This is a genomic window from Panacibacter ginsenosidivorans, assembly GCF_007971225.1.
Lineage (GTDB): Bacteria > Bacteroidota > Bacteroidia > Chitinophagales > Chitinophagaceae > Panacibacter > Panacibacter ginsenosidivorans.
In genome coordinates, this window is record NZ_CP042435.1 from 5,389,433 (window position 1) to 5,412,633 (window position 23,201).

Genomic DNA, 23,201 nt, shown 5'->3' on the forward strand with positions numbered 1-23,201 from the left:
AAGTGAGTGACGCAACAAAAGCTTAATAGTAGCAATACAACTAAGTACAAAATAATCATGAACGATTTTACGCATATAGATGACCAGGGAAAAGTGAAGATGGTTGATGTTAGCGAAAAGAAAATTTCTTACCGCGTTGCCAAAGCAAGAAGCATTGTGCATTTGCCTGATGCTGTACTTGCGAAGATTAGCGATGGTGATATTCAAACAAAGAAAGGCTCGGTGTTTCAAACAGCGATCATTGCAGGTATCATGGCTGCGAAGAAAACGGGAGAATTGATTCCGTTATGTCATCCGTTGGGTTTGGAAAATTGTGATATAACGATTCAACTGAATGATGAAAATGAGTTGGTGATTGATTGTACAACAAGTATTACTGCGAAGACCGGCGTTGAAATGGAAGCGCTAATGGGTGCATCAGTTGCAGCATTAACGGTGTATGATATGTGTAAAGCATTGAGTCACGAGATTGTGATAAAAGAAACGAAGTTGATGGAAAAAACAGGAGGTAAAAATGATTTCAAAAGATCATAAAAAACACAGCGACATTGCAAGACCATCATTGGGGAATTTTGGTCGCAATGAGTTTGCCATTGTTGGAACAACATGCGATAATGTGAAAGCCTTATCTGCAGCGGTTATCAAGGCATTGTCTTCAAAATATAAATGTGCTTATATAGATGCGGATCATAAAGATAAAAATGCAACTGTGCAAACACAGGAAGCGTTTATTGAATTCACAGATAAAATTTCTTACAAAGAATTTCGCTATACAAAAGATGCAGATAAATTTCAGTATCATCAATTTTTTAATGAAATTGATTTGATTCTTGTGAATGGCAATCACAATGAAGCTTCAAAACAAATTATTGTTATTGATAAAGTAAAAGAAGCTTCGTTATTAAAAAGAGCTTCGCAGTTAAGCAATGTACAGCTGATTCTATTACATGATAATGCAGATGGGATTTTTGATTTTATAAAAGAAGCTGTTCCAAACTGGCAACAATTACCAATTCTTGCATTACGTGAAGAAAATAACATTGTTGAGTTTCTTGAAAAACAATTAGGAAAAAGTATTCCTGTCTTAAATGGCTTGGTATTAGCCGGTGGCAAAAGTGTAAGAATGGGTTTTGATAAAACGGTGATTGAATGGCATGGAAAAGATCAACGCAGTTATATGGCTGATACATTGAAAGAAATTTGCGACGATGTTTTTATATCCTGCAGAAGCGAGCAGCGGGATGAAATAAAAAATTACAAAACCATTCCTGATACATTTACAGGCCTTGGACCTTACGGTGCAATACTTTCTGCATTCCGCGAAAACCCTGATGCAGCCTGGTTTGTAGCAGCAAGCGATCTTCCTTTGATTGATAATGAAACATTGGTTTATTTAATTCAGCACAGAGATAATTCAAAGGTTGCAACAACTTTTGAAAGTCCACATGATGGTTTTCCTGAACCGCTGATTACCATATGGGAACCAAAAGCATATCCTATCTTACTTTCTTTTTTAGCACAAGGTTATTCATGCCCAAGAAAAGTGTTGCGTAATAATGATGTGCACATTATTAAAGCTTTACATCCTGAGAAATTGATGAATGTAAACACAGAAGCAGAACTTGTTGAAGCAAAGACTTTATTGGGAAATAAAACTGCACTTGCATAATGAACGCAGAACTTTTAAGATATAGTTGCCAAATAAACCTGCCAGGTTTTGACGAAGCTGCTCAACAAAAATTAAAAGATGCAAGAGTGTTGGTTGTAGGCGCCGGTGGTTTGGGTTGTCCGTCTGCGCAATACCTTGCTGCTGCCGGCATTGGTAATCTTACTATAGCAGATGATGACGTTGTTTCAATCGGCAATCTTCACAGACAAATTTTATATACACCACAGGAAGTTGGTTTAAAAAAAGCTGTGCTTGCAACACAAAAATTACAACAGCAAAATCCACAAATAAAGATCACCGCACTTGATAAAAGGATCAATTCAGAAAATGCATTCGATATACTTCGCGACTTTGATATAATTCTTGACGGCACTGATAATTTCGATACACGTTATTTATTGAATGATGCATGCGTGATGTTGAATAAACCATTAGTGTATGGTGCTATCTATCAGTATGAAGGACAAGTAGCAGTTTGGAATGCATTAAATAACGACGGAACACGAACACCGCATTACCGTGATGTGTTTCCAGAAGTTGATGCGGCACAAATTCCAAATTGCGCAGAAGGTGGGGTAATTCCGACGCTGGCGGGCATTATAGGCTGTATGCAGGCGAATGAAGCAATCAAATTTATTACAGGTATTGGTGAAATATTGGCGGGAAAAATTATAATGTTTGATGCGCAAACAATGCAAAGCCGTGTTATAAAAATTGGCAATGTTAGTAAAGTAAACATTCAGCAAATTAATAAAACAGTAACTGTTCCAATTATCTCGATCAATGATCTTAAAGAAACGCTTGAAAAAAATATCTATGAATTGATAGATGTACGCACAATTGAAGAAAGAAATAATTTCAACATTGGCGGCACACATATTCCAGTTACTTCTTTGGAAAATCAACTTCATTCACTCGATACAACTAAGCCAATTATTTTTTACTGTGCATCTGGTAAGCGAAGTGCAGAAGCTGTAAAAATGTTTAGGAAAATTCATCCTTCAACCGAAGTATATTCTTTGGAAGGAGGTATGAAAGCATGGATGGAAGCACTTTATTAAATCGTAAATATTTTTTTCCTAACTGTAGTTATACTATTAAGCATCGTTGCGTCGCACTCTTGTACTTCCTGAATATGCATCAACTTTAAACCAGGTTATTAAGTTTTGCATATTGTAATAACATTATAGTCTTGCCGTCTTTTATTTCGCCTTCTTCTATCATTTGCATTGCCTTGTCAAGTGATAGTTCCAATACTTCTATATCTTCCTGTTCATGGTCTATGCCTCCACCTCCATGCATTTTCATAGAATCTTCATATTCTGCAACAAAAAAATAAAGTATTTCTGTAACAGAACCTGGCGACATATAAGCTTCAAATATTTTTCTTACCTGAGATATTTTATAACCTGTTTCTTCTTCAGTCTCCCGGCGAATGCAATCTTCGGGATTGTCTTTATCCAGCAGGCCTGCACAGGCTTCAATCAGCATTCCTGTTTCGTTCCCATTTATAAAACTTGGTAAACGGAATTGTCTCGTAAGAATAACTTTTTTATGCTCTTTATTATACAGAAGTATTGTAGCACCGTTTCCTCTATCATAGGCCTCCCGGCTTTGTGTTTGCCAGGTACCATTATTTTTAAAATAGTCGTAAGTTATTTTTCGTAATGTGTACCAATTGTCTGAAAGTATTTCTGTCTTTTTAATTTTTATTCTTTCATTCATTGGTGCGTATTTATCAGGTGATCGAAGCGGCATTGAACAGAAACTAATATTTGAATGCATAAATATAACAGTACTTATAATTGCTTTTACTAAATGAATAGTAATGCTATTAAAAAGTTAAAGACTGTTTTCTTTTTTTTATTGAATAAACCGGCACGATTAAAATATATCAGTAGATGTATAAAATTTAAAACAATGAAAAAGTCAATCTTAATTTTAGCATGCGCTGTCTTATTTGGCACTTCTGCAACTTTCGCATCCCCCCTTCACAAACAGGGAGTAAAGAAACAAACAAAAGAACAGGTGGCAGACCACAAGGATAAACATAAGGACACTAAAGAGCTTAAAAATGATAAGTCTCAGCTTAAGACAGATAAGAAAGCCAACGCTTCAGCAAAGACTATGAAAAAAGATACAAAGAATGTGGTGAAAGATAAGAAAGCAGTGAGCCAGGATAAAAAAGAAATAAAAAAAGACAATCAAAAAGACAAAAAAGCAGTTGAAAAGAAAACAGCTAACCAATAATCAATAAAGAAAAAGATATTTTATCTTGATCTTATATAAAGCCCGGTAATATTTTATTGCTGGGCTTTGTGTATTTTGTAGGAAGATATTGCATGCGGAATATTGATACAGGTGTACAAGAGTGCGACGCAAGTAAAGCATCACGCATATTGTATTGCCTGGCCCCAAAAATTAACTCACTCTTCTTACATTAACTGAGACCTGTAATTGATGAGGACCGCTGCTAAGTATTACGCCTTTGAGTGGTGTGACATCTGTATAATCTCTGCCCCAGCCAATTGTAATATGTTGCTCTGCCGGAATGATATTATTGGTAGGATCAAAATCTATCCAGCCGGTATTTGGAATAAAAATAGAGAATCAAGCATGCGATGCATCAACTCCTGCTAGCTTTTCTTTACCCTCAGGTGCAAGCGTTTCTATATAACCGCTTACATATCTTGCAGTTTTGGTAATATCTGTTTCAGGAATGAAGCTGACAGAATTATTAATGTTTGTTTTGTGGAACAAACTGATGTGCAAATGGCATCGCTTCTTGTGTCACTCACTTGTACGTCCCGAACTAAATTCATCAGGTGAGAAGTGAAAGGTAAAAAGTCAACACATATATTCACTTTTCAATTTTGTCTTTTCACTTGTTGGTAAATGCAATGCAGTACAAGAGTGCGACGCAACAAAAGCTTCATAGCAGTTATACAGCCTGGCTCAAAATAAAAATATTTTCAAAACAAAAAGGCCACCCAATAATGGATAGCCTTTTTTATGGTTCTCATGTGTGTTTTATTGTTTTATAAAGCTGGAAGCATACACTTCTTTGCCATTACTGTTTATAACTTTTACATAGTATACACCTGCAACAATTCTGCTTAAATTAATCTGCACCAGTTGTTGCGTTGCTTTCTGCATGGCGACTACTTTTCCATTTACATCATAAACTTTTATTTCATGTTGTAAAGAAGATGAAGGCAGGTTTATATATAATGTAGACGTAACAGGATTTGGATAAATCTTAAATAACACTTTAGAAGAAACTGCATCTGCAGATGCAGCTGCAATGCCAAGTGAAGCGGTGCCTGTTGCCACTTTTAGCGTGTAGCAATTAGCAGCATCAAAAACTCCATTCTTTGCTGTTACACGTACTGCATAATCGCCTGCAATTACAGTAGTACTAATGCTTTCATCGGTTGTTCCTTTTTTTCTTGATTGTCCTATAATTGTGTTAGAACTATTGATAAGTGTAATGTCATAATCTGCCGGAACATTTGTAAGTGTAATATTAATAGTTCCATCCGTTGTGATGGTAAACCTGTAGAAATCTTTATCACCCGAAACACCAATGGTTCCATAAACATCAGTATTCAAAGGAATAACAGAAGCCGTTTGAGGCTTGTTATTATTGTTGGTATCATACTGGCCCGGGCAGGCAGGGCCGCCACCGCTGATGGTAAAATTGGCGTTTGAAATATCAAAGAAAATATTTCCAACAGCTTCAACTTTTATACGGCACTGTGTGCTGTTTACAGAAGGAAGTGTTACTACCTGGCTGCCATCGTTTGGTGTGCTTGCTGCAAGAACTGTATTGAATGTATTTCCACCATCAGTTGAAAGACTGATCTTGACATTAGCACAGCTAACAGGTGCATTATTAGTAGCAGCAACATCCCAGGTAATTGTTTGCTGAGACCCACCAACCCAGGAAACATTTGTATTGGGTTGTGTAACTACAAACGGCCCAGCTGTTGATGCAACCGTTACTTTCATTTCATCAGTCATATTATTTCCGCCTCCAACATGATTGTCTCTTACCGTAAAACGGAAACTGAGGTCACGTGCTACCGAAGGCAAGGCTTCCCACGTAGAAGATGTTTGACCTGCCAGGATTGTTGATAGCGCAGGAAATACTCTCACTGGCAGTGTACTGTCATTATAAACGCGGAATACAGGACCTGTTGTTGAAGTAGCAGAAGGGAAAGTATTTGAAGTGGTCTTTTCAAAAACATCTGCCTGCTCCCAGATATAAGTAAGTGCATCTGCTCCATCAATATCAGATCCGGTACCTGTTAAAATAAAAGGAGTTGATTTAGGAATAGTGTAATCAGCACCTGCATTGGCCAATGGTGCAGTATTGCCTGTATTGGTTATTGCAGGGCAAGTGCTGCTTGAACCAGATTTGATATTGTTTGCAACCTGTGCGATACTTACAACACTAAACAGGTCATCAGAATGTGGTTGTATATCTGTGCTGCCGGTAATACCAGCATAACCCATAATAGTAGATCCACTGCCGGGTTCTATTTGCGCCTGTGTGCCTTCGCTGCTAAAATCGAATGTGTGGTTGGCGCCAAACTGGTGACCCATTTCGTGTGTCCAGTAATCAATAACCATGTAATCTATAAGCGTTGGGTCATAATAAGCAGAAAACCCACTTCCTTTTGCACCACTTGTACAAACACAACCAATGCAACCTGCATTACCATTGTTATCACCAAAGGTTGGCACTTTACCAAGAAGGTGTCCAACGTCATAATTGGCTGAACCAATGCGTGCATCTATCGTTTGTTGTGTTTTAGAATTCCATGAAGTACCAAATAATGGTGGTTTGGTGGGCCATGGATCCGTTGCAGGATCAAGGAATATTAACGTGTCTTCATTGGCTACATACTGCAACCTGATACCAAAATCTCTTTCATACACTGCATTTGCTCTTACGATACATGTGATTAATACATTCATTACTTTAGCTATTCTTTGTGCATCGTTCGTTTCTGAGCCATCAAGAAAGGTTTGAGAGAATTCTCCGTTTACGCAAAGGGCAAGATCATACGTGCGAAGTTTACCATCATCTGCATTACCGGTTACGGTGGATGATTTGTCTGTACTGCCATTGCTGGTAATTAATAATGATTTGTCTATATCGCATTTAAAACCAGCAGATTTATCACCGGGGTTTCTTGCATTTACAATATATACTTTATTAGCGTTGTCAACGGGATTGATGTAATAGGTAGGTTTTGAAGCAGACATAACTACTGCATGAAAACCGGCAGGTGTAACATCAAAATGAATAGTTGCAGTTTTATCCTCAACACCCTGGCCGATATAAGTTTTGACGCCGGGATATTTTGCTGCCAGTTGTGGAGCCATTACAGGTACTTCTGCAATACGAAATCTTTGCATGTTGCCTTCTGCATCAGGAACAGCTATAAACTTACCAGACTTTGAGATTACTATTGATTTTTCAGCAGGGGCAGTAATCAGATCATTCCTTAAGTCATCTTCTTTTAAGCTGAAAAATTTGTAAGCGGCAGGTTTAAAATGCTTGCCAAACTCATCTTTAGCCTTTTGGCTTAGAGCGGATTCAGCGGTTGGTTTCCATAAAGCCTTATCATTCTGAGCATGTACGGACATCATAAATCCTCCACATACCAATGACAGGAGTAAAAGTTTTTTCATTTGATTTTTTTTGTTTTTTAAAATAGCTGAAAAACATAAGCAATTAGGTACGTATGTATCGCAATTTATAGGTTTTGGGCTAGGAGGAAATTTAAAATATTTCAATAATTCATAGAAATATTCAAATAAATCAGGGGTTTGTTTAGTAAATATTTTTCTTGGTTTAAAAAAGCAATGAGCATGCAAGAAAAGAATGCTAAAAAATAAAAAAGACCCATTAGGGCCTTGAATAATTGCAAGATATATTTTACGCTCAGCTAACGCCGTTTGTCTGTACTGTTTTATCAATTTTGGTAACAAGGCCTTGTAATACTTTTCCGGGACCTGCTTCTGTAAATTCACCAGCACCATCTGCAATCATGGCCTGTACACTTTGGGTCCACCGCACCGCACCTGTTAACTGGTCTATAAGATTTTGCTTAATCATACCAGGATCAGTAACAGCTTGCGCTACTACGTTTTGGTAAACCGGGCAGGAAGGTGCATTAAAATGTGTATGCTGAATAGCAGCAGCTAATTCTTCTCTTGCAGGTGCCATTAAGGGTGAATGAAAGGCGCCACCAACAGGCAATACCAATGCTCGTTTTGCACCGGCAGCTTTCATTCTTTCGCAGGCTATTTCTATTCCTTTTACAGAACCACTTATTACCAGTTGTCCCGGACAATTATAATTGGCTGCAACAACTACTTCACCCGTTTCTGCCTGAACGGCTGCACATATTTCTTCTACTTTAGCATCGTCCAATGCAAGTACTGCAGCCATGGCAGAAGGAGTTACATCACATGCTTTTTGCATAGCGCCAGCACGAATGCTTACCAGTTTTAATGCGTCCTCAAAACCCAGGGTGTTGTTAGCTACCAATGCAGAGAATTCTCCAAGCGAGTGGCCAGCTACCATATCCGGTGTTGGAGTATCCAGCGTTTTATAAGCAACTACCGAATGTAAAAAAACCGCAGGCTGAGTTACGTTTGTCTGTTTCAATGCTTCATCTGTTCCGCCAAACATAATATCGCTGATACGGAAACCCAGTATATCGTTTGCATTTTCAAATAATTGCTTTGCCGTTTCATTTGACCCGTAGAGGTTTTTTCCCATGCCACTAAATTGTGCGCCCTGGCCCGGAAATATATATGCATGTTTACTCATAAAAAATATTTGAAGCGTCAAAAATAAAAGGTTTGACTGTATAAACAATCAAACCTTTTTATAACTGCTATGCATGTTGAATAAAGTTATAAACGCACAAGTGAGTGACACAACCAAAGCTTTATAGCAATAAAGCAGCTTGTCAAAAAAAACTAACTAAGATCTGCACTAATCAATTTTACAAACTCGCTGCGTGTGGTATCTTTTTCAAACTCACCATAAAAAGCAGAAGTAGTGGTAACAGAATTTTGTTTTTGTACACCGCGCATCATCATACATAAATGTTTGGCTTCAATTACCACCGCAACGCCAAGCGGGTTAAGACTTTCGCGAATTGCATCCATGATTTGTACGGTTAAACGTTCCTGCACCTGCAGCCTGCGGGAAAACACATCTACTACTCTTGCAATTTTACTAAGACCGGTTATCCATCCGTTTGGAATGTAGGCAATATGTGCCTTTCCAATGAAAGGCAACATGTGATGTTCGCACATACTGTATAGCTCAATATCTTTTACGATCACCATCTCACTTACCGTTTCATGAAACTTTGCAGAATTAATGATATCAATCGCATTCATCTGGTAGCCCTGCGTTAAATACTGCATGGCTTTTGCAATGCGCTCAGGTGTTTTTTGCAAGCCTTCTCTTTCGGAATCTTCTCCCAACAATCCCAAAACGTTTTTATAATTGTCTATTAATTGTGCCGTCGTCTTTTCGTCGTATTGTTCAGTTTTTTTATAAGCCATCGTTTTATATTTTAGTATTTTTTTTGAAACAGACTTTTACATAAATAATTTAAGCTTCCGTTGCGTCGCACTCTTGTACGTTCTGTAAATATTTCGGCAATTGAGGCTGCTTATTTTTTATTAGTCAGACCGGGTACTCTACAAAATTTCTTGGTGTTTCATATAAACGAACCTGCAGGTCAAACCTTGAATCAATCTTTGCACGCAGTAATTCATAGATTACCACAACAATGTTTTCTGCAGTAGGGTTGAGGTATTTGAATTCTTCGGTATCAAGGTTTAAATTTTTATGATCAAAGCGTTCCAGCACAGTTGCGTTGATGATGTTGCTGAGTTCTTTCATGTCCATAACATAACCGGTGCGCTCATCAGGTTCGCCAACAAGTTTTACTTCCAGTTCATAATTATGGCCATGATAATTTGGATTGTTGCATTTGCCAAAAACCTTATCGTTCATTTCATCTGTCCAATCCGGGTTATGCAAGCGGTGTGCGGCATTGAAATGTTCTTTCCTGTATACAGCTACTTTCTTACTCATAGAAGATTCAAATTAAGAAAGTTCTGAGTTAGCGAAACCAGAAATTTCTTATTTCATAAATATGGAGTATAACAACAGTAATATTGGTAAAATGTTTTAATCGCCAAAATATTCTACATAAATGCGTGGTGTTTCGTAAAGTTTAACGCAATGCAATTGCACATTTTGTGGAAGATTTGGTGTCAGTTGATTCCAGATACCGATAGCAAGATTTTCTGTACTGCACATTTTACCCTTCAGGAATTCAACATCAAGGTTTAGATTTTTGTGATCCACTTTTACGATCACATGTTCTTTGATGATCAGTTTCAGTTTCTTTACATCCATCAAAAATCCGGTTTCCTGGTTGGGGTCGCCTTTAATAGTTACATACAAATCAAAATTATGTCCATGCCAGTTTTCATTGGCACAGGCCCCGAACATTTCTTCGTTCTTTTCCTTGCTCCAGTCCGGGTTGTATAACTTATGGGCTGCATTAAAATGTTCTAATCTTGTAAGGTAAACCATCTCGCTCTTTCAAAAATTTCCGCAAAGGTAAGGCAAGAGAAGTAAATAGAACAGCGGTACAAAGATCAAATAAGACCTGAGGCTTCATACCGCTGAGTAAAGATGAAACAGTATAAATGTGCGACGCAACGATGTTTAATAGCAGTATTGGGGTCGGGAACAAAAAAATTATTTTGGCTGCATCCAAACCAGGCTCATGCCTTTATTTTTTCCACCAAGCTGAAGTTTTATTGTTGCAAGGATATTCTTTTCCTTATTATAGTCACATTCACTGAAAAGACAGAGGGTGTGTCCTTTTTCAGGCTCTCCAAAAAAATATTTTCGGTGCAATACAACATCTTTTCCCTGTAGTTCAAAAGTGTAAGCATCACATTCACCAACACCAATAACCCTCGATACTTTTCCTTTTTGTATGCGTTCTTCATTTTCCTGCAAATCATTCATAAACACGTATGGTTTACCATTCATTGTGATGTATAAAAATTCTTTATACTGGTTACCTGCTTTTAGAATGGTAGCACCGCCTTCGCTGCCGCCATAAAAATTATTATTGTAATGATCTTTGGGTATAAGATAGCTGCTGGTTTCTTTACCATCTTTATCAAACAGAGAAACAGCTAAATTGCCATATTGATAGGAGGTGGAAACGTAATTACTTCCACTTCTTGTGATTGTTGTCTGCTCTTCAAATACAACGGAAAAACTGCCATCATCATAAGCCGAAAACATAACAGGCATTCCACTGAATGCGTTTTTGTTACCAAATAATTCAGCTGATGTTGCATATACTTCTTTCGGAAATAGGTCCTGTGACTTTTTTACCTTGCCTGTTTCCGGGTCTAAGAAATACAGGTACGCTGTGTATCCTGATTTGTTTTCCCGCTCAACACCAATTACCATTATATCTTTCGTTATCGGGTTGTAGTTCATCAGGGTTCTGCCAAGATTAACATTTTTTGCAAACTGTAATTGTTTTTGTGTTACGGTTGTATCTCCCTTATTTAGAGTAGTAAGCAACACAGCAGTTTCATTTGGGTCTCCGCTTGCTTTTGTATTATAACCACGTGCCAGCATAATAAGTTTCCCGTCTCTCATCATCACACTACCGTAAGTCATGTATTTATATTTTTCACCGGGAGATTTTACATAGGCCCTGCTGAGTTCTTTGTGGTCTGATCCATACATTACAAGCTGAATGCGCTTGTTCCTGTCAGATTCGAGAGTATTAAATATTACAACGGTGTAAACGTCATATGTCGGGTCTTTAATTACATCAAAACCGGGCTCTTCAAGATTAGCCAGTGCCATTCCATAAGCTTTCCCAAGTGAAACCCTGCCTATATTAAACAGTTCTTCCTGTTTTTTAATGGTTCCTGTATTGCCATCCATGATGATGCGTATCAGCGAAGGCTCTCTGTCGTCCACGCTCATAATAAATATTACCACATCGCCATTCATTTCAAAAATATCATTGATTGTGGCTCTTTTTGCTTTGCCTATATCTGGTTTGACTGTTGTTGAAACCTTTTCTTTATGGGCAGCATCATAAATATGCAGCTCAATTTCTTTTTTATCATCAATGAGCATAAAAAATGTATTGCCATTTTTTAACTGCATTAATTTGGCTAAGCCATCTTCTGCTTCTTTAAATACGGAGGTTTCTGCAATGGTAGTAAACTGGGCATGTAAAACGGAACAGAGTAAAAATGAAAATATAACGAGTACCTGCTTTTTCATGAAAGAGATTTAAAGTTGAAAATTAAAGTTATGTTTTAAAAGCATATCTGAAAGCGTTAAAAATATAGATTTTGCTATAACTTTTTCTTTCAACAAAAGAAATTTTCCTGAAATAAATATTAAAATCAAATAATTTTTTTAAACATTTTTGAGTTGCGCCTTATTTAATTTTTTCAAGAAAGGCAGGCAACATTCTTCCCGGCAAAAATTGCTTATTAAGTTGTTCATTTATTTTTCCCACAAAATGTTGTGATATACTCCAGTTCATTGGTATGCGGTCTGCTTCATTTTTTACATCTAATGAATCGTACAGCCCAACATCAATATAACTTACCGTATCCTTATTGATCTCTTTCAGGTAATTCTTTAAGCGGATGTTATTTACAGATGTCTGCGATTCATAAGATCCCATAAGTGTAAGAATGGGTGCCATCAGATCGTTTTGTAATGGGGGAACATTGTTTGTTTTGCCTGTTGAAACAGGCGAGTTCATAGCATGTATTACATAAAATTTTAGTTTACTGTAACGTTCTTTAGTTTTTGTATCAAGCAAAGCTGTATCACTTATTAAATCATGTAAATACAATATAGTTTCGTGTACAAAACCAGCGCCTGAGTTATCAAAATAGCCACCATCAACAAAATAATGAAAGATAGAATCGTTTTCAGCAATACGTCCTGCAGGACTTATATATGGAAACCTTGCACCAAGAATAGTAGCCGTACTTAACTGCATACTCTTACCGGATGGAAGGAGTGAAAGCACATCCATTTTTCTGCCGTAAATCGAATCATTAATTTTAACAGTGGAGATAACTGCAGGCGTTGCATCCTGCATATGTGTAGTGTTGATGCACAAAATGGGTAATGCATATATTAGTGCGGTGTCACCTATATAATCAATAAGATCATCCGCCATAGCGCCCTTTAATTCTCCGATACCACCTTCATTCATGGCAACACGCAATGCATCGGCACGATCCGTTCCAAACACAGGCAACAAAAAACGTAATACATCAGGGCCCAGCATACGTGCAAGCGTGTAAGTAAGAAAATCAGCACTCAGGTAATCACGCACTGTTTGTAACAAACTATCAGCAGGTGGTGCCTGGTTATTGTAGCGTTTTTTTAGTAATGCATAATAGGCGGCGTTACCAACACTGCCACCCGATGCAACGGAAAGACAAAAAAGATGTTGAGAAAATTTCAGCTTACTTTTTTCATCAAGAGATGAAAGTATAGAAGCCGTCCAGTAACCGCTTCGTGAAGCACCTCCATCTGCCAGTATAAAAACAACGGGATACGCAGCGCTGCTATCTATGGCATTCGCATGGCTTGCCATCCAGTGTGTGAAATATGTTTTTATATCAGGCCGGTTTGTAAAAACTTCCTGAGATTTTGCATTGTCAGTAAGCATAACCTTATGCGGCTCCAGGAAATTAAACATCCCTTCTATTATTGCAATAACAAGAAAAAGAAAATGAAAATTTATTTTTTTGGCTACAGATAAAACTGATACGCCGGAAAAAACCAATACCAGCACACCAAAAGCAAGCATTACAAATGTAAGGCTGCCAATAAGCAGAGACCATTGCAGGGAGCCTATCGCAAAACTGTAGATAGTTAGTGCAGCAATACCTATAAACATAAAGGTTATCAGTAGCGCTTTTTCTTTGTAAGGAATATTGGCAAAGTACATGAACTTTAAGAGAAGGTTATTGCCGGTTGTAATGCCGCAGTTTTGTTTCCATTGTTCAAAGCCCGCATTTCCTTGTTTATTATTGTTATTAAGCCTTGGCAGTTCTGTCATATCTCTTATGTTTCGCCTTATAATAACTACAAAAAGGAAAATAGCCTGGATAACTATTAAAGAAATGATCAACAGCCACACATTGCATATAAGAAAGTTGATTATTATTAATGCTAAAACAACAATGCCTGCTGCGCCCAGAAGTTTTATCCTTAGAGGTTTCTTATTTTCATCATTTGTTTCAAAAAGTTTTTCACGAAGTTTTTTTGTCATACTGTATTGAACTACATAGAGTACAGAAACAAGTAATAGCAACAGGTAAGATATGGTGCCACTTATATTTGGCGACGATGCTGCACCCGGCCAGTAAACCAGTTTTAATAAACCTATCCATATAAGCGCGAAAATAATATAGCCGAAAAAGCGTGGCATATTGAATATCAGTTGCAGGTAAACAGGAAATTCTTTTTGTTTATTATTCTGCGAAACATTTTTTGCAAGTATGTAAATGATCTCTGTTTTCCGGTAGATAAGAATTCTGCCGGAATACCATGTTACAAGCACGTAAAATAAAAGTGCCAGTAAGAAGAATCCAGCTACCCAATCTTTTTCAAGAGCAGTTATTAAAATGTCTTTTCCCTGTGTAAGCACCCAGAAAACCTGCCATGTAATTACAATAAAAACCGCTGAAGGAAACAACAGGAAAATTGTTTTAAGAACGTAGGAGAGTTGTTGCAAAAAACCTTTTGGTTCAAACAGCAGGGGAGAGGATATGTTCATAAAGCGTGTTTGTATAAATATAATCGTTGTGGTTCGTTTTTGCAATAGCGCAGAATACAAAGACCTTTGAAGATCTTGGTGAAGAATTGTTTTACCAGCTTTCGTTCTCATGGCATCGCCGGTTGTGTCACTCACTTGTACTGTTGAATACATGTCAGCAGAGTCAGAAAGACTATAACTTTATGCAGGTTTCTTCCGGACTTTTGGCCTTGCTGACTTCCGCATTGGAAGTACAAGTGTGCGGCGCAACGAAAGCCTAATAGCAGTCATGCAAGCCGGGCTCAAAAAATTTCGTATGAATTATTGCAAATGTGTATTTCTTTTATCAATCGCGCCAGTTATACACGTGGTTTTGCGTATTTGGCCGATTCATGTAGGTTTGTAGGTTATATATTATGGCCAATAAATTAAAAAAGAAAACCCCGCCACCACCAGACCCTGCCAAGCTGAAGGAGGACAAGGAAGCGCAGGTGTCGGTGAAAGACGTGGTGAAGGATGAACGGACTACCAAAATTGCTGGCGCAGTTTGTTTGCTGCTGGCAATATTTCTTTTTATTGCCTTTACGTCTTACCTTTTTACCTGGCAGGAAGACCAGGATAAGGCAAGAATGGGTGTGCATATTTTTGCTGCTGATAATTTAAAGGTTGATAATCTGTTTGGCGCACTTGGTGCTTATGTTTCGCATACTTTTATTGCCAATGGTTTTGGATTGGCCAGCTATCTTTTCTGCACTTTCTTTTTTGTGCTTGGGGTAAATCTTTTGTTTGGTAAAAAAATATTCAGTCTTGCACGCAATCTTCGTTACTTAATTGTTGGCTTGCTTGTGATAAGCGTAGCACTTGCCTTTCCAACAAAGGGCAGTGAATTTTCCTGGGGTGGAGCAACAGGGGAAATGATGAGTGATTGGTTAGTGAAAGTGGTTGGGAATGTAGGAACGACTTTGATACTTGCTCTTGCAGTATTGAGTTATGTGATCTGGCGTTTCAACCCTGTTTTTAAAATGCCGCAACGCAAACCTAAAGAAGTAGTACCTTTTGTTGAGAATGACGAAACTGAAAATGTTGTAACCAATTATCCATTTGTAAAAGGCGACTCCGGGATAATGGATAAAGAAACCGGAGTTGAAAATAATAACAGGTTAAAAAATGATGGAAAAAATGTTTCGGTGATAATGCCAAAGCATGATGAGACTTCGAATGATCCGATTCATGCATTTGAAATAAATGAAAAAGAGATTGCAGAAGATACCGGCACTATTACTGCTATACCGCCAAAAGAAATTAATGACCTGTATGCTGAAGGTTTAATGAACGAGGTTTCTGGTGAAGAGCCTGCGAAAGCAAAATCTTCTAAGAAAAACAATACAATACCGGCAGAAATGGAACTGGAAATAAAAGATACGGTTAATGATACGGAAGAAGCACAGGGAAATCATGTGACAGTTCATGATGATATTGAGGAAACCGGTGATGAAACAAATGATGAAGAAGATGAAGTGTATCCCTCTACCAACTTTAGAATTCCTGATGGTGATTATGAGCCAACAAAAGAGCTAAGAGATTATAAATTCCCTTCGCTTGATTTGTTAGAAGCGCATGGCAGTGAAAAAATCGTACATGATCCTACAGAACTGGAAGCCAACAAGAACCAGATCATTGCAACGCTAAAGAATTATGATATAGCTATTCAGCGTATTGCTGCAACGGTTGGCCCTACAGTTACATTATATGAGATAGTTCCTGCGCCAGGTGTGCGCATAAGCCGCATAAAAAACCTTGAAGACGATATTGCGCTAAGCCTTGCTGCACTTGGTATTCGCATTATTGCGCCAATACCCGGAAGAGGAACAATTGGTATAGAAGTGCCCAATGTTCGCAAATCTGTGGTAAGCATGAAGACCTTGCTTGCTTCAGATAAATTCCAGAACAACAACTTCGCACTGCCCATTGCTATTGGTAAAAAAATAGATAACGAAAATTTTATTGTTGACCTTGCCAGCATGCCGCACTTGTTAATGGCAGGTGCAACAGGGCAAGGAAAATCTGTTGGTATCAATGCGCTGCTTGTTTCGTTATTGTATAAGAAGCATCCATCACAATTGAAGTTTGTGTTGGTGGATCCTAAAAAAGTTGAGTTGAGTATTTATCGTGCAATTGAAAAACATTTTCTGGCAATGCTTCCTGGTGAAGAAGAACCGATTATTACTGATACAAAGAAAGTGGTACATACGCTTAATGCACTTTGCATTGAGATGGATAACCGTTATGATCTTTTGAAAGAAGCCGGTTGCCGCAACATAAAAGAGTACAACGAAAAATTTGTAAAACGCAAACTCAATCCACAAAAGGGTCATCAATACTTGCCATTTATTGTTTTGGTTGTTGATGAGTTTGCAGATCTTATCATGACTGCAGGAAAAGAAGTGGAAATGCCTATTGCACGCCTGGCGCAGCTTGCACGTGCTGTTGGTATTCATTTGATCATAGCTACGCAAAGACCTTCTGTGAATATTATCACGGGTACTATCAAAGCAAACTTCCCGGCGCGTATCGCTTTCAAGGTTTCCTCAAAAATCGATAGCCGTACTATTCTTGATGCAGGTGGCGCAGAACAACTTATTGGTAAAGGTGATATGCTGGTAAGTTATAACGGTGAGATAACACGTTTGCAATGTGCATTCGTTGACACACCTGAAGTTGACAGGGTCGTTGATTTTATAGGTGAACAACGTGGTTATCCGCAGGCATTCATGTTGCCGGAGTATGTTGATGAAAAAGAAATGGAAGGAAAAGATTTTGATCTCAGTGATCGCGATCCTTTATTTGAAGATGCTGCAAGACTCATTGTGCAAAATCAAATGGGCAGCACTTCGCTTATACAACGCCGCATGAAGCTTGGTTATAATCGTGCCGGTCGTTTAATGGATCAGTTAGAACAGGCAGGTATCGTAGGAAAAAATCTTGGCAGCAAGGCAAGAGATGTATTGGTTCATTCAGAAACAGAATTGCAGGAGATATTGGATACGATGCAATAATTTTTTTGAGCCCGGCTTTTGTATTTTATAGCATCGCCTGTTGCGTCGCACTCTTGTACAATAAAATTTTGGTGAGCAATAAACAGAACGTACAATAGCCCGCTGCCGGAGGGCAAAAGCTTAATAGAAGCATCAAAGACAGGAAAAAAAATCTATAAATTATTTTCAATAATAAACTTTATGAGTGCGGCAGGTGAATTGAGCTTTAGTTTATGCATAATATTTTTTCTGTGTGTTTCCACCGTATAAATACTTAGTTGAATTGTACTAGCTATTTGTGTATTGGTTAACCCTTTCTTTATTAGCTCAATTATTTGTAACTCTCTTTTGGTAAGATTGAATTTTTTTAGAAAATTATCAGCCTCATCAAAATTATTTTGTGATGTATTTATCCTGTATGGAAATGATGATTGCCCGGCGGCTATCAATCTTATTGTCTGTAATAACTCTTCTTTGTTAGCGTTCTTCAAAAGGTATCCATTGGCACCATAAGATTTTGCTTTCTCAATAAGATGTTCCTCGCCGTAAGTTGAAAGCATCAGGATTTTTATTTTGGGATAATCGTGTTTTATATTTTTTACTGCATCAAGACCATTTAATAATGGCATATTAATATCGAGCAGGATAAGGTTGGGTTGGTTATCTCTTACCATATCAATAAGTGCCCTGCCATTTGAGACTATATTCCAAACCTCCATATCGCTTTCATCATTGAGTAATTTGGTGAGGCCATCTGCAAAAAGAGGATGATCATCTGCAATGAGGATCGTGATTGGCGTCTTCATACGTCATTGTTTGTAGGGTATATGAATGATGGTAGTGGTACCTGAATTACCCGAATCTATATTTATATTTCCACCGAGATAGTCAATTCTTGAACGAATATTTTTTAAGCCAATTCCTTTGGTTTCTTTTTCTGTAAAACCTTTGCCATTATCTTCTGCAATTATTTCAAGATGTGTATCATTATGCAATAATTGAATAGTGCTTTCTGTCGCATTGGAATGCTTAACAATGTTATTGGTAAGTTCCATAATGATGCGGTAGATCATTAACTCGTCATTTTTCCTGAACTGTTGATTATATCCTATACAATGAAACGTGAATCTGATATCCCCTTCATTACTCAATTGCTTATAGTAATAGGTAAGAATGTCTTCCAGCTTTGTTTTACCAAATTCAGGTGGCATAAGATTGTGGGAAATATTTCTTACATCGGCAGATGCTTCGTCGAGCATAGAAATAATAGGAGCGTAGATATTTTTTTCAACAGGCAATTTTTGCACACTTAGTTTTATGGCGGCAAGATTACTTCCCAGCTCATCATGCAGATCTTCTGCTATGCGTTTGCGTTCATTTTCCTGGGTAGAAATGATTTGCTCAGTAAACTGCAGTTTTTCATTTTTTAAAGCAAGCGTTAATGCCTGGTTTTCTCTTTTAAATAGATTATAGCGGTAAATAATACCAAAAAATACAATAATTGTTTCTGCAACAATACCTATCTGCAGATCATTGGGTTGTTTTTCTATCATTTCTTTTGTACCACCGCCTAAAATAGTGATTACATATTGTATAGCACCATACCATAAATAAGCAATTGCCACCAGATAGAAATATGCCGGTTTATATTTTTGAAAGGCTTTTTCCAAAGCAGAGAAGAAGAAAAGAAGTAGTTGCAGTGCCAGTGTAAGTGCAAATACCTGCTGATAAAATCCCCTTGCCGTTCTTGCTTCGGGGAAATAAAAATAAATAATCAGAAAAGTGGGAATAAGCAGAATAATAAAGTATTTAAAAATATCAACCACAATTCTAAGGCGACTGTTTTGTCTTGTTTGATTCAGGAACAATTGCATTACATACGCCATCAATGTTAACCCGATTGCCGGCGATAAGTATTTGAAAATATCAGAAAGAACCGGGTAACCCGGGTAAATATATTGTACATCTATGCCCTGCAAAAGATACATTTCAAAAAGCATGGAAATGATATACAGGGCATACAACAAATGAAGTTTGTCTTTTAAAGAAATACCCAAAAATAAATTCAGTACAAACGCGGTAAGCATAATACCTGTAATAGAACCAATTACAATATAATACCGCTCTGCCTTTGCATTGAAAGTGTTTGCATCATACAACTGGGGAAGGCAATCTAAATTATCACCTGTATTATCCAGCAGTGCGATGATTGTTGAAGTCTCTCCGGCATTTAATTGAAGCGGAAATACAAGATCATAATATTTCAACGGTCTTGTTTCGAAAGGTAAATGATCACCTGCTTCTCCCGTTAACTGAAATCCATTTGCAGATCGTTTATAAACCTTTGCAACGTTTAAACCCGGGTTATTCAACTCAAAAAATAAACTAATGTCATTAGGCAAATTATTTTTTACTGTAAATACAAACCAGTAGTAATCATCTGTAACGCCTGCTGTAAATGCTTTTCGCGGAAAAAGTGCTTCAAATTTTTTTTCAGTTAAAGAATCAAAGATATAATCAGGAGTTCTTAATACTTTGTCTTTATAGTAGTATAAATGTTTGTTTAATGCATATTCACCACCTGTATTGATTTTTAAAGTGTCCCTTATCGCCTGTGCATTTGCTCCTGGTATGGAGCAAGAAAATGACAGTAAAACAAGAAAGCTTGTAAGTAGTTTATAGCAGGGTCTCGCCATTAGCAAAAAATTATCAGTATATGAAGAGTACTAAATTAATTGTTGGTTCCTTCCTGAAAAATACAAACAACTTGGTATTGTTTAAACTTTCGCACAGAAATACTTTTATATAACAAAATAAGTGTGTGATTAAGATAAGATAGGTTTTTCAATCCTAAACTTTTGCCTGGATAATTTTTATTGCCAGGCTTTATAATAATAATTAAAACATCGTTGCGTCGCACTCTTGTACGTTCGGTTCTTTAATGATCAATAAAGCACTGCAGTTGAAGTGAGTGACACAACGAAGCTTAATTAAAATACTACTGTTTGAGACCAAAACTTTTATATAAAACCAGCATTATGAAAACTATTTACTTATTGATTGCCTCGCTATTATTTGTTTGTTTACAATCCAACGCACAAACCTGGCAGTGGACACATCCGGAATCTACTACTGATGCTAATTCATATAACTATGCACATGATGTGGAAGTAGATTCTTCAGGAAATGCTTATGTATTGGGCAGCTATTGGGATTCTTTGTATTTAGGCGGCAACTTTATTGCAAAAGGTTATGGTAGTTATCTCGCTAAATATAATTCTGCAGGCACTTTGCTCTGGTATAAATTAATTACTGCTAACCCTTCTACTGCCGGTACATATCCGGATATTTTTGCCTCTGATATGGTAGTAAATGCAAGCGGGATATTTATAACAGGAAGATATGTTCCTACCAGTTACACCAACTTTGATTGTAATACCCATATTTTCAGCGGAACATATTTACATTACCAGATTGGAGATTTCAATTTCACTTCCAGCTATAATGAACTCGGCTTTTTTCTTACCAGGTTTAATACCAATGGCACGGTGGTATGGAATAAACTGGGAGCATATAATCTTTGTGCGGGTTCAGCAGGCGCAGGTTCCTTTGACAGCAAACCGAATATTACAAGCGACAAGAATGGTAACATTACCGCCAACTTTATTATGGGCAGCAATGATTTGTCTTCTATATCTGTCGGCGGAGATAGTATTCCTATACAATCGGGCTATACAGTCGGTCAATTAGTTGTAGTAAAATATAGTGCAACGGGCACTTTGAAATGGTCAACTTATGCAGGTGGTTTCTTAAATACCGGCGGCGGCGGCACTGGCTTTGTCAGGGATTGTAACAGCAGCGCAGTGGATAACAATGGCAATATCTTCTTTTATGGCACCGCGATGGACAGCACTTATTTTGGCTCACAATTATTCCGCACAAGTTTACCTAAAGACGGTGACTATCTCTCTTCCACGTTTATTGCCAAACTTTCTTCTGCCGGCGTATGGCAGTTTGTAAAGGAACTTTACAATGGCTCGTCGAATACTCTTCGTGGCAACATTGGTTATGTAACAGGTACACCTGATCTGCTTGCTGTTGACGGTAGTAACAATGTATATGCATTGGTAAATGCAGGAGGTACTGTTATTCTTGGGGATGCAGTCGAACATGGCGGAAACTTTCTTGTAAAAATGACGAATAGCGGAAGTCTTGTGTGGGATAAATTTTTTGGCTTACCAACAGAGCCTTATTGCAGCAGCATTTGCTGCTACAATAACAATTTGTATATAAATGGTTCCATACGTTCTTCTAACATTTCATCATATTTATTTTCTGATTTATATGCACAGTTTTATTCTATTTACCCTTATGGATATTTTCAGTCTTTTGTTGCAAAAGCAGACATTAATGGCAATTTCCAATGGGTAACTTCAGTTGGTGGAAATGATAACGTTTGGGGTTGGGGTATAAAAACTTACCAGGATAATATTTATACCTGCGGACATTATAACTATGACATAACAACACTTGGTAATCTTAACAGCCATTATCCCACTACTGCCTACAGTATCTTCTTTGGAAAACTAAAAGATCAATACATACGTGTGGGCACAGTTACACCAAGAGCATTAATTCCGGGTTGCACTATTGCCGTTCCTTTTACTTCAACAGGTTTAACCTTCTCTGCAAACAATACTTTTACTGCCGAGCTTAGTAATGCTAACGGAGACTTTACCAATGCAACGGCTATTGGTAACACTACTTCAACCGGTACGGGCAGTATTACTGGAACAATTCCTGCAAGCCTTACTTATGGCAGTGGCTTCCGTGTACGTATACGCTCATCAGATACATTGAACACCGGATATAATTATTATGCTTATGCAGATACAGGTTATGCATTATCGCTGGTTTGCCCTGCACCATCATCCGGTTTTGCAGTCACAAATATTACAGGCACATCTGCAACCCTTAACTGGACGGCGGTTGGTTGTGCATCAGGCTATCGCGTTCAGTACCGTATAAAAGGAACAAAGGCATGGACTACGGCTGCAACATTAACTACCAATACCCCAACCTATAATCTTACAGGACTAACTGCAAACACCAGTTATCAATGGCGTCTTGCCACAAGATGCAGGAACAATGGCACTTTTAGTTTTTCTGCGGTTACAAAGCCCAGGCAATTTACAACTGCAGCTACCTTATCGTTTGCAGATATCAATGACATCAAAACGAATACTGCATTGCAGGTAATGGTACAACCTAATCCTGCAACCACCAGTGCAATACTTAGACTGCATGGAAACATCAAAGATGCCAGTATTTCTATTACAGATTTTGTAGGCAAAACATTATGGAAACAAAACAATGTAAATACAGCACAACTGGATTTACCTATCCAGCATTTTGCAGCAGGTATCTACCTTATAAAAGTTATAAATGGCAATGAAACAAGCATTGTAAAACTCGTTAAACAATAAAGATCATTTTTTCATGAGCCCGGCAACAGTAATGCTGTCCGGCTTTTCCTGCGTCGCACTCTTGTACATTCTGTTCTTTATTGATCTGTGAAGAGATGCAGTTGAAGTGTGCGACGCAACA

Annotated in this window: 17 protein-coding genes; 6 read left to right on the top strand and 11 right to left on the bottom strand. The window is 37.7% G+C overall.

What is annotated here, in order from left to right; genetic code table 11:
* Positions 1–57 precede the first annotated feature (57 nt).
* Genes moaC through moeB form a run of 3 tightly spaced genes read left to right on the top strand, consistent with a single transcriptional unit; the run spans position 58 to position 2,730 of the window.
* Positions 58–534, top strand: a complete 477-nt coding sequence (gene moaC / locus FRZ67_RS22750; protein ID WP_147192854.1) for a cyclic pyranopterin monophosphate synthase MoaC — start codon at positions 58–60, stop codon at positions 532–534.
* Complete coding sequence (locus tag FRZ67_RS22755; RefSeq protein ID WP_147192855.1) at positions 515–1,669, top strand: NTP transferase domain-containing protein; 1,155 nt, start codon at positions 515–517, stop codon at positions 1,667–1,669. The genes moaC and FRZ67_RS22755 overlap by 20 nt, the downstream gene beginning before the upstream one ends.
* Complete coding sequence (gene moeB / locus FRZ67_RS22760) at positions 1,669–2,730, top strand: HesA/MoeB/ThiF family protein (RefSeq protein WP_147192856.1); 1,062 nt, start codon at positions 1,669–1,671, stop codon at positions 2,728–2,730. The genes FRZ67_RS22755 and moeB overlap by 1 nt, the downstream gene beginning before the upstream one ends.
* 85 nt (positions 2,731–2,815) lie before the next feature.
* Here moeB and nudK read toward each other — a convergent pair whose 3' ends face one another.
* Positions 2,816–3,394, bottom strand: coding sequence for a GDP-mannose pyrophosphatase NudK (nudK, locus tag FRZ67_RS22765; RefSeq protein WP_147192857.1), 579 nt, complete (start codon positions 3,392–3,394; stop codon positions 2,816–2,818).
* A 93-nt stretch (positions 3,395–3,487) separates the two neighbouring features.
* Between nudK and FRZ67_RS23290 the strand changes: the two genes are divergently transcribed.
* Positions 3,488–3,919 (top strand): hypothetical protein, encoded by a 432-nt coding sequence (locus tag FRZ67_RS23290; RefSeq protein ID WP_151204365.1) that lies wholly within the window; start codon positions 3,488–3,490, stop codon positions 3,917–3,919.
* Between the two features lie 360 nt (positions 3,920–4,279).
* On the opposite strand, the gene FRZ67_RS23465 is transcribed toward FRZ67_RS23290, so the two are convergent.
* The 8 genes from FRZ67_RS23465 to FRZ67_RS22800 form a co-directional block, all read right to left on the bottom strand.
* A complete protein-coding gene (locus tag FRZ67_RS23465) occupies positions 4,280–4,429 on the bottom strand; it encodes a hypothetical protein (RefSeq protein WP_158638437.1) in 150 nt (49 codons plus the stop codon).
* A gap of 270 nt (positions 4,430–4,699) precedes the next feature.
* Entirely contained in the window at positions 4,700–7,372 is a 2,673-nt protein-coding gene (locus FRZ67_RS22770; RefSeq protein WP_158638438.1) for a reprolysin-like metallopeptidase, read from the bottom strand.
* 253 nt (positions 7,373–7,625) lie between these two features.
* Positions 7,626–8,519, bottom strand: a complete 894-nt coding sequence (gene fabD / locus FRZ67_RS22775; RefSeq protein ID WP_147192859.1) for an ACP S-malonyltransferase — start codon at positions 8,517–8,519, stop codon at positions 7,626–7,628.
* 152 nt (positions 8,520–8,671) lie between these two features.
* Positions 8,672–9,268, bottom strand: a complete 597-nt coding sequence (folE, locus tag FRZ67_RS22780; RefSeq protein WP_147192860.1) for a GTP cyclohydrolase I FolE — start codon at positions 9,266–9,268, stop codon at positions 8,672–8,674.
* 124 nt (positions 9,269–9,392) lie between these two features.
* Positions 9,393–9,806 (bottom strand): 6-pyruvoyl trahydropterin synthase family protein, encoded by a 414-nt coding sequence (locus FRZ67_RS22785; protein ID WP_147192861.1) that lies wholly within the window; start codon positions 9,804–9,806, stop codon positions 9,393–9,395.
* A 96-nt stretch (positions 9,807–9,902) separates the two neighbouring features.
* On the bottom strand, positions 9,903–10,313 hold the full coding sequence (locus FRZ67_RS22790) for a 6-pyruvoyl trahydropterin synthase family protein (RefSeq protein WP_147192862.1): 411 nt from the start codon (positions 10,311–10,313) through the stop codon (positions 9,903–9,905).
* A 168-nt stretch (positions 10,314–10,481) separates the two neighbouring features.
* Positions 10,482–12,050, bottom strand: coding sequence for a hypothetical protein (locus FRZ67_RS22795; RefSeq protein ID WP_147192863.1), 1,569 nt, complete (start codon positions 12,048–12,050; stop codon positions 10,482–10,484).
* 160 nt (positions 12,051–12,210) lie between these two features.
* Positions 12,211–14,580, bottom strand: a complete 2,370-nt coding sequence (locus FRZ67_RS22800; RefSeq protein WP_147192864.1) for a hypothetical protein — start codon at positions 14,578–14,580, stop codon at positions 12,211–12,213.
* Between the two features lie 395 nt (positions 14,581–14,975).
* Here FRZ67_RS22800 and FRZ67_RS22805 point away from each other — a divergent pair, with 395 nt between their 5' ends.
* Entirely contained in the window at positions 14,976–17,615 is a 2,640-nt protein-coding gene (locus FRZ67_RS22805; RefSeq protein ID WP_147192865.1) for a DNA translocase FtsK, read from the top strand.
* A gap of 152 nt (positions 17,616–17,767) precedes the next feature.
* Here the strand turns inward: FRZ67_RS22805 and FRZ67_RS22810 are convergent, their stop codons facing one another.
* Positions 17,768–18,400: a response regulator transcription factor gene (locus tag FRZ67_RS22810; RefSeq protein ID WP_147192866.1), complete on the bottom strand. Its 633-nt coding sequence runs from the start codon at positions 18,398–18,400 to the stop codon at positions 17,768–17,770.
* Between the two features lie 3 nt (positions 18,401–18,403).
* On the bottom strand, positions 18,404–20,290 hold the full coding sequence (locus tag FRZ67_RS22815) for a sensor histidine kinase (RefSeq protein WP_147192867.1): 1,887 nt from the start codon (positions 20,288–20,290) through the stop codon (positions 18,404–18,406).
* A 342-nt stretch (positions 20,291–20,632) separates the two neighbouring features.
* On the opposite strand from FRZ67_RS22815, the gene FRZ67_RS22820 reads away from it, so the two are divergent.
* A complete protein-coding gene (locus FRZ67_RS22820; RefSeq protein ID WP_147192868.1) occupies positions 20,633–23,080 on the top strand; it encodes a T9SS type A sorting domain-containing protein in 2,448 nt (815 codons plus the stop codon).
* The last annotated feature ends 121 nt before the right edge of the window (positions 23,081–23,201 follow it).

What these genes read in the sequence shown, in the direction of transcription:
- FRZ67_RS22820 (WP_147192868.1), top strand. Translation starts at nt 20,633, where the DNA reads ATGAAAACTATTTACTTATTGATTGCCTCGCTATTATTTGTTTGTTTA.
- nudK (WP_147192857.1), bottom strand. Translation starts at nt 3,394, where the DNA reads ATGAATGAAAGAATAAAAATTAAAAAGACAGAAATACTTTCAGACAAT.
- FRZ67_RS22800 (WP_147192864.1), bottom strand. Translation starts at nt 14,580, where the DNA reads ATGAACATATCCTCTCCCCTGCTGTTTGAACCAAAAGGTTTTTTGCAA.
- moaC (WP_147192854.1), top strand. Translation starts at nt 58, where the DNA reads ATGAACGATTTTACGCATATAGATGACCAGGGAAAAGTGAAGATGGTT.
- FRZ67_RS22755 (WP_147192855.1), top strand. Translation starts at nt 515, where the DNA reads ATGATTTCAAAAGATCATAAAAAACACAGCGACATTGCAAGACCATCA.
- fabD (WP_147192859.1), bottom strand. Translation starts at nt 8,519, where the DNA reads ATGAGTAAACATGCATATATATTTCCGGGCCAGGGCGCACAATTTAGT.
- FRZ67_RS22805 (WP_147192865.1), top strand. Translation starts at nt 14,976, where the DNA reads ATGGCCAATAAATTAAAAAAGAAAACCCCGCCACCACCAGACCCTGCC.
- FRZ67_RS22770 (WP_158638438.1), bottom strand. Translation starts at nt 7,372, where the DNA reads ATGAAAAAACTTTTACTCCTGTCATTGGTATGTGGAGGATTTATGATG.
- FRZ67_RS22810 (WP_147192866.1), bottom strand. Translation starts at nt 18,400, where the DNA reads ATGAAGACGCCAATCACGATCCTCATTGCAGATGATCATCCTCTTTTT.
- FRZ67_RS22795 (WP_147192863.1), bottom strand. Translation starts at nt 12,050, where the DNA reads ATGAAAAAGCAGGTACTCGTTATATTTTCATTTTTACTCTGTTCCGTT.
- FRZ67_RS22790 (WP_147192862.1), bottom strand. Translation starts at nt 10,313, where the DNA reads ATGGTTTACCTTACAAGATTAGAACATTTTAATGCAGCCCATAAGTTA.
- folE (WP_147192860.1), bottom strand. Translation starts at nt 9,268, where the DNA reads ATGGCTTATAAAAAAACTGAACAATACGACGAAAAGACGACGGCACAA.
- FRZ67_RS23290 (WP_151204365.1), top strand. Translation starts at nt 3,488, where the DNA reads ATGAATAGTAATGCTATTAAAAAGTTAAAGACTGTTTTCTTTTTTTTA.
- FRZ67_RS22785 (WP_147192861.1), bottom strand. Translation starts at nt 9,806, where the DNA reads ATGAGTAAGAAAGTAGCTGTATACAGGAAAGAACATTTCAATGCCGCA.
- moeB (WP_147192856.1), top strand. Translation starts at nt 1,669, where the DNA reads ATGAACGCAGAACTTTTAAGATATAGTTGCCAAATAAACCTGCCAGGT.
- FRZ67_RS22815 (WP_147192867.1), bottom strand. Translation starts at nt 20,290, where the DNA reads ATGGCGAGACCCTGCTATAAACTACTTACAAGCTTTCTTGTTTTACTG.